Consider the following 6,704-nt stretch of genomic DNA (forward strand, 5'->3'; position numbering starts at 1 on the left):
TAAAAATTTATTTAAAACTTGCAATAATTTGACCTTCACTTACGCTATCACCTAATGATACAAAAATTTTCTCGATAACTCCATCTTTTGGAGAATTAATATCCATTTCCATTTTCATAGCTTCTAAAATCATTATCTTTTGTCCTGCTTTTACTTCTTCTCCTTCTTTAATACAGATTTTAAAAACATTACCAGAAATCTCAGAAGATATTGCTTGTTTATTATTAAAATTATTTTGTGTATTTAAATTAACTTCTTTTTTTTCTTTAACAATTAAATCTTTATCATCTTTTGGGTTAATTTCAACATCATATTTATTTCCATTAACTAAAACTTCAAATTTATTTTGTTTTAACGATAAATTTTTAGATAATTCATCCTGTATTTTGCGAATATTGACTTTAGCTTCACCTTTTAAAAAAGTTATTCCTTTTTCTTTACAAGCTGCTACAATAAAAATATTTTCTTCACTTTCTTCAATATTATGTTCTTTAAGAATTTTTTTAATATAAGCTATACTTTTTGTCTCATCCTCATCTGCTAAATCGATAGCCAATTTTGTAGTTGGTTTTAAATTTAATTGTTCTGCGGCAAGATTTACAATCTCATCATCTGGTTTAACTGGAGTTTTTCCAAAATATCCAAGTATCATTTTACCATAACCTGGTGCAATTTTTTTCCAAGGACCAAAAATTACATTATTAAAAGCTTGCTGAAAATAAAATTGTGAAACAGGCGTAACTGAGGTTCCAAATCCCCCTTTTTCTACAACCTCTTGCATAGCTTTAATCACTTCAGGAAGTTTATTTAAAACATTATTATCTCTCATCATTTGAGTATTCGCTGTTAATGCACCTCCTGGCATAGGAGAAAATAAGATAAGAGGATTTGTCATAGAGGCTTCAGGAGGTAAAAAATATTCTTTTAAACAATCTTTTAAAACTTCTTCGTATTTTAAAACTTTTTCTTCTTCTAATCCACCCAAATCATAATCTCTACCTTTTACAGCATGAAGCATTGTCAAAATATCAGGTTGAGAAGTTCCTCCGCTTACTGGAGCTGCTGCTAAGTCTATACCATCTACACCGGCCTCTAAAGCCGCCAAATAGCAAGCAACACTTACTCCGGCACTTTCATGAGTATGAAATCTTATATGTGTTTCTTGTGGCAATATTTTCCTAGCCATTTTAATTGTTTCATAAATTTTATTTGGATTTGAAGTTCCACTAGCATCTTTAAAGCAAAGACTTGAAAAAGGAATTTGTTCTTTTAAAATTTCTTTTAGAATTTTTTCATAAAAAGGAACATCATGGGTTCCTTTACAACCCGGTGGCAAATCCATTAAAGTTATAGCCAACTCATGTTTTAATCCATACTTATTTATACATTCTGCACTAAATTTGAGATTATTAACATCATTTAAAGCATCGAAATTTCTTATTGTTGTCGTTCCATGTTTAGCAAATAATTTAGCATGCAAATCAATTATTTCTCTACTTGCTGTTTCTAAAGCAACAGTATTAACTCCTCTTGATAATGTTTGCAAATTTGCTTCTTTTCCAACAATTTCTCTAAATTTATCCATCATTAAAAAAGCATCTTCATTTAAATAAAAATATAAACTTTGAAATCTTGCTCCACCACCAAATTCAAAATGAGTTATCCCTGCTTCTTTTGCAGCTTCTAAAGCAGGGAAAAAATCATTCATTAAAACTCTTGCTCCATAAATTGATTGAAAACCATCTCTAAAAGTAGTATCCATTACATCTATAAATTTTTTAGCCATACATTTTCCCTAAAAATCTAAATTCTTAAGCATTATACAAAAATTTGATAACACATAATAAAAATTATTGCCAAAGGTGCAATAAAACGAACAAAAAATAACCAAAATAAAAAAATCTTTCTATTTAAAAATTTGCAAAAAATTTTGTAAATTCTTTTTTTGTCTATAAAAAAACCAACAAAAATAGAGCTTGTTATTGCTCCTAAAGGTAATAAAAAATTTGAAGTAAAATTATCTAAAATTTCAAAAAAATTAACTTTTAAAAAAGAAAAATTTTTATTAAGAGATAGAATACAAAGTATTCCTAAAATATAAACAATAAATCCTATAAAAACTAATGCCTTTATACGCGTTATTTTATAATTATTTATCATATAAAAAACAAGAGGTTCTATCATGGAAACTGCAGAAGTAATTCCGGCAAAAAACAAAGCTAAAAAAAAGATAAAGGCTAAAAAATAACCTAAAATTCCAAGTTGTTTAAATAAGCTTATTAAAGAAATAAAAACTAAACTAGCACCTTGAGAGTGAGGATTGGCATCGAATTCAAAAATAAAAGTAAAAACTATGAGTCCCATCATTAGTGAAATCACAAGATTAATCAACACAATAAAAATTGAACTTTTGATAAAATTCGTTTTTTTATTTAAGGCTACTGAATAAGTTACAATACAACCTATACCAAGACAAAGGGTAAAAAAAGCAAGACCTAAAGCTTTCAAAACAGATTGAAAATTAAAATTAGAAAAATTAGGATAAAAAAGATAATTCAAAGCTTTAATAAACCCATTATCAAAATTGATACAAACAATCAACATAAAAATTAACATTAAAAAAAGACTAGGCATTATGATAATATTAAGCTTTTCAATGCCTTTTATCAGACCCTTAGAAACAATAAATAAAGTCAAGAAAAAAGATAATGTATAAAATAATAAAGAAATACTTAAATTTTCACTAGTTAAGTTTATAAAATCAAGCTTTGCCACTTCTAAATTCACAGGTAAATAAAATATACTGGTAAAAGTATATTTTAAAACCCATCCCATAATCATAAGATAAAAAGAAAGAACAAAAATTCCTCCCAACATAAACAAACCAGCATAACGCCATTTTTCAGGATATTTAATAGCAAGACTTGAATAAGCATTTGCTAAATCACTTTTACTTAATCTTCCCATAGCAATTTCTGCTAAAAAAACACTAAAACCTATCGTTAAAGTAAAAAATAGATATAAAAGGACAAAAATAAAACCTCCATTTTCTGCACTTAAAGTTGGAAATTTCCAAGCATTTCCAAGACCTATTGCGCCTCCAGCCACTGCTAAAATAAAACCTATTTTACTAAAATAATTTCTCATAATTTATCTAATAAATGTACTAACCATGATAATAATAACAGCTAAAGGAGAAATAAAACGTAAAAATATATACCAAAGCTCAAAATAAATTCCTCTCATAGAAGGTTTAAAAAGAATTTTTAAACCTTCTTTCTTCATAATAAAACCAACAAAAATGGCTACCAAAATTCCACCAAGAGGCATAATAATTTTACTTGATAAAGAATCTAATATATCAAAAAAACTCATTCCAAAAAAACTAAGATATCCTTGAGTAAAATTAAGATAAGATAAAATACAAAGAATACCTAAAATATATACAACAACTCCAATGATTACAAGAGCTTTTTTGCGACTCATTTCATAAGTATTAATAAGATAAAAGGCAAAAGGTTCTATCATGGAAACTGCAGAAGTAATTCCGGCAAAAATCAAAGATATAAAAAAAGCTACAGCAAAAATAGAACCTATAATGCCTAATTTAGAAAATAAGGTTGATAAAGAAATAAAAATCAAACCAGGACCACTTACAGCTGGATCCGCATTAAATTCAAAAATAAAAGTAAAAACTATAAGTCCCATTAAAATACCTACTAAAATATTAATAAAAATAATATTTAAAGTACTAGTAATAAAATTTGTTTTTTCAGGCAAGCTAGCCGAATAGGTAACAATAGTTCCAACTCCTAAAGAAAGACTAAAAAAAGCCATACCTAAAGCTTCTAAAATAGCAGAAACGGAAATCTTTGAAAAATCTGGAATAAATAAAAATTTAGCTGCCATATAAAAACCATCTTTACTCATTGTATAAACAAGCATCATAATAAGCAAAATAAATAAAGTTGGCATCATCCAAATATTTAATTTTTCAATCCCATTTTTAATACCTTTAGAAACTATATAAAAAATAAGCAAAAATACCAAAGTAAAACAAATAAACTGACTTAAAAAATCTTTATGCAATAACTCACTAAACTGATCTTTTGCAGAATTAATATCAAAAGGAAGTTCAAAAGCAATACTTAAAAAAACATATTTTAAAATCCAACCAATTATCACACTATAAAAAGAAACAATTAAAATATTGGCTATCATAGTAAAACCAGCAAAAGACCATTCTTTTTTATATTTAGGGGCTAATGTTCTATAAGCATTTACTGGATCTTTTTCGCTTAATTTACCAAGAGCTAACTCAGCAAGAAAAATCACAAAACCAACCCCAAGAGTTAAGATAAGATATAAAAGAACAAAAGCCGAACCTCCATTTTGTCCAACCAAAGTTGGGAATTTCCATGCATTTCCAAGACCAACAGCTGATCCTGCTACAGCTAATATAAAACCTATTTTTGAAAATTTAGAACTCAAAATATAACCTTTATCAAAATATTTATTTTATGTTAATATTAAAGCAAAAAAAAGTTTAATTTTTATTGAGATAAGTAATTTTCAATAAAAATAAAGTTAAATGATTATATAATTTTAGCTTATAATATACTTTATCATTTAAAAGTAGGGATACGCAAGCCGAAATTATGATTTTAGTATTTTATAAATTATAAAAAGGATTTATTATTATGAAAAAAACTATTTTTTTATTATGTGCTTTAACAGCAGTTGCCTTTGCTGAAACAAATACCACAACTCAATTAGGTATCCAAGGAACAATGGATGCATGGATTAAAGCATTTTCAGTCTTAGCGGCTGGTTTAGGAGTTGGAGTTGCAGCTTTAGGTGGTGCTATAGGTATGGGAAATACAGCAGCAGCAACAATAGCAGGAACAGCTAGAAATCCTGGGCTTGGATCTAAGTTAATGACTACAATGTTTATTGCTCTTGCTATGATCGAAGCGCAAGTTATTTATGCTTTAGTTATTGCTTTATTACTTCTTTATGGAAATCCTTTTCTATAAAAAGCTTCTAAAAATTTAGAAGCTTTTTTTAAATTTATGCGGTTATGGTGGAATTGGTAGACACGCTATCTTGAGGGGGTAGTATGCTTCGCATGTGCGAGTTCAAGTCTCGCTAACCGCACCATTTTTATATATATTTTTTATAAATCAATAACTTGCATACTTTATCTGTTTTAATATAAAAATTATCTTTTAAGGCTTCATTTAACGTAGCACTAGCCAAAAGTGGTAATGATAAATTTTTAAGTGGATATTTAAGATTTTTTGAACTAATTTTTATATGTGGATCAAAACAAAATATAGAAATTTGTTGCCCTTTAACACTAGAAATCTTACAGGGAGTTTTAACAACTTCAAATTCGCCATAATCACTTTTCATAATAACATTTTTACAAGCTTTAGCATATAAAAGTAATAAAGAGATATTCCCTAAAGTATGATCTTCTCTTTTACCAGTAGCTCCTAAAATTACAAATTCATTAAAACCTAAATTTAAACCATAATAAAAAGCTTTAGATAAATCATTGCTCATTTGTTCTTGAATATAAACAATTTTTTCAAAATATTTTTCTTTTAGCTTTTTATCGATACTATCTAAATCACCTATAATTACATCTACTTTAATACCCAAACGATCAATATGTGTAATTGCTCCATCACAAACTATAATAAAAGGTGCATTTTTTAACTCATTAATTAAAAATTTCTTTTTAGGAAAAGCACCATTAGCAAGTATATAAGCTTTCATTATAACTCTTTTTCCATATAAAATAATAATATAAACCAATAATTAAAAAAATAATCATATTTAAAAGTTGAGCTATATTTTCTTTAGAATGTTCAAAAATTAAAAACCAAATTAAAACATTAGTAATATTAGCTAAAGTAACTAATAAGTAATTTTGAATATATCGTTTTACTTGTAAATAAAATGCAACAATTTGAGCAACAACAGCAAAACTATTAAGATACGCAAATGTAGTATTAATTTTTTCTAAAAAAAATCCATATAAAATTGTTAAAATTAAAACTATACAAAAACTAATTATAATATTTTTAAATTTTAAGCTTCTAATATTAACAAAATTATTTTCATTTTGATGATTTTTCCAATGTATAATACCCAATATATTCATAGGTAAATAAATAAGATTTAACATAACATCGCCATACAAATTAGTTTTATAGGCTATATAAATATAACAAATAGAATATATAATACCAAAAATAAAACAAATTAGTTTCTTAGCTCCAGCAAAAAATGCATAAATAATTCCGCACGAAGCAGTAAAAATACTTAAAATATCTGTGCTAATAATTAAACTTGTTAAAATAACAAAAATTAGAGTCGCTAATAATGAGAAATAAAATTTAAAAGATAAATCACTTAATTGAGTTTTTAACAAAACTATCCTTCCTTACGCAAGTATTATCTTGCAAGTTCTAAGGGTATAATCTCAGCCTAAGCACCCCTTGGATAAATAACTTTATATTATTATAAAAAATTATATTTTAGTAAAATATTAAAATATTTAATAAAACATCCTTCACCCCCTTATGCTTTTAATCACTCTAAAATCATCTAATATCTTTACAATATCACTAACACTAGCCCCACTTATTAACATAAAATCAAAATATCTATCTTTATTATTATCAAATAAAATA

General features: G+C 26.3%; 6 protein-coding genes, 1 tRNA gene and 1 riboswitch. Of the genes, 2 read left to right on the forward strand and 5 right to left on the reverse strand.

Annotation, left to right across the window (positions count from 1 at the left end):
• Nucleotides 1-7 precede the first annotated feature (7 nt).
• Genes JG676_RS04945 through JG676_RS04955 form a run of 3 tightly spaced genes read right to left on the reverse strand, consistent with a single transcriptional unit; the run spans nt 8 to nt 4,491 of the window.
• Nucleotides 8-1,786 (reverse strand): biotin/lipoyl-containing protein, encoded by a 1,779-nt coding sequence (locus JG676_RS04945; RefSeq protein ID WP_200170368.1) that lies wholly within the window; start codon nt 1,784-1,786, stop codon nt 8-10.
• A 32-nt stretch (nt 1,787-1,818) separates the two neighbouring features.
• Nucleotides 1,819-3,147 carry a sodium-dependent transporter gene (locus JG676_RS04950; RefSeq protein WP_200217500.1) on the reverse strand — a complete coding sequence of 443 codons (1,329 nt, stop codon included), beginning with the start codon at nt 3,145-3,147 and terminating at the stop codon, nt 1,819-1,821.
• Between the two features lie 3 nt (nt 3,148-3,150).
• Nucleotides 3,151-4,491 carry a sodium-dependent transporter gene (locus tag JG676_RS04955; RefSeq protein WP_200217501.1) on the reverse strand — a complete coding sequence of 447 codons (1,341 nt, stop codon included), beginning with the start codon at nt 4,489-4,491 and terminating at the stop codon, nt 3,151-3,153.
• A gap of 209 nt (nt 4,492-4,700) precedes the next feature.
• Here JG676_RS04955 and JG676_RS04960 point away from each other — a divergent pair, with 209 nt between their 5' ends.
• Both JG676_RS04960 and JG676_RS04965 read left to right on the forward strand, forming a co-directional pair.
• Nucleotides 4,701-5,036 (forward strand): F0F1 ATP synthase subunit C, encoded by a 336-nt coding sequence (locus tag JG676_RS04960; RefSeq protein ID WP_200170371.1) that lies wholly within the window; start codon nt 4,701-4,703, stop codon nt 5,034-5,036.
• A 38-nt stretch (nt 5,037-5,074) separates the two neighbouring features.
• Nucleotides 5,075-5,160: transfer RNA gene (locus JG676_RS04965), tRNA-Leu, on the forward strand.
• Nucleotides 5,161-5,163: 3 nt separating this feature from the next.
• Here the strand turns inward: JG676_RS04965 and JG676_RS04970 are convergent.
• Together JG676_RS04970 and pnuC are read right to left on the reverse strand one after the other, a co-directional pair.
• Entirely contained in the window at nt 5,164-5,784 is a 621-nt protein-coding gene (locus JG676_RS04970) for a thiamine diphosphokinase (protein WP_200217502.1), read from the reverse strand.
• Nucleotides 5,762-6,442 carry a nicotinamide riboside transporter PnuC gene (gene pnuC / locus JG676_RS04975; protein WP_200217503.1) on the reverse strand — a complete coding sequence of 227 codons (681 nt, stop codon included), beginning with the start codon at nt 6,440-6,442 and terminating at the stop codon, nt 5,762-5,764. The genes JG676_RS04970 and pnuC overlap by 23 nt, the downstream gene beginning before the upstream one ends.
• A riboswitch (TPP riboswitch) is annotated at nt 6,435-6,520 on the reverse strand. It overlaps the preceding gene by 8 nt.
• Between the last annotated feature and the right edge of the window lie 184 nt (nt 6,521-6,704).

The organism is Campylobacter sp. 2018MI34, assembly GCF_016598975.1.
Classification (GTDB): domain Bacteria; phylum Campylobacterota; class Campylobacteria; order Campylobacterales; family Campylobacteraceae; genus Campylobacter_D.

Coding starts and splice junctions, on each gene's coding strand:
- JG676_RS04945 (WP_200170368.1), bottom strand. CDS start 1,786: ATGGCTAAAAAATTTATAGATGTAATGGATACTACTTTTAGAGATGGT.
- JG676_RS04950 (WP_200217500.1), bottom strand. CDS start 3,147: ATGAGAAATTATTTTAGTAAAATAGGTTTTATTTTAGCAGTGGCTGGA.
- JG676_RS04960 (WP_200170371.1), top strand. CDS start 4,701: ATGAAAAAAACTATTTTTTTATTATGTGCTTTAACAGCAGTTGCCTTT.
- JG676_RS04970 (WP_200217502.1), bottom strand. CDS start 5,784: ATGAAAGCTTATATACTTGCTAATGGTGCTTTTCCTAAAAAGAAATTT.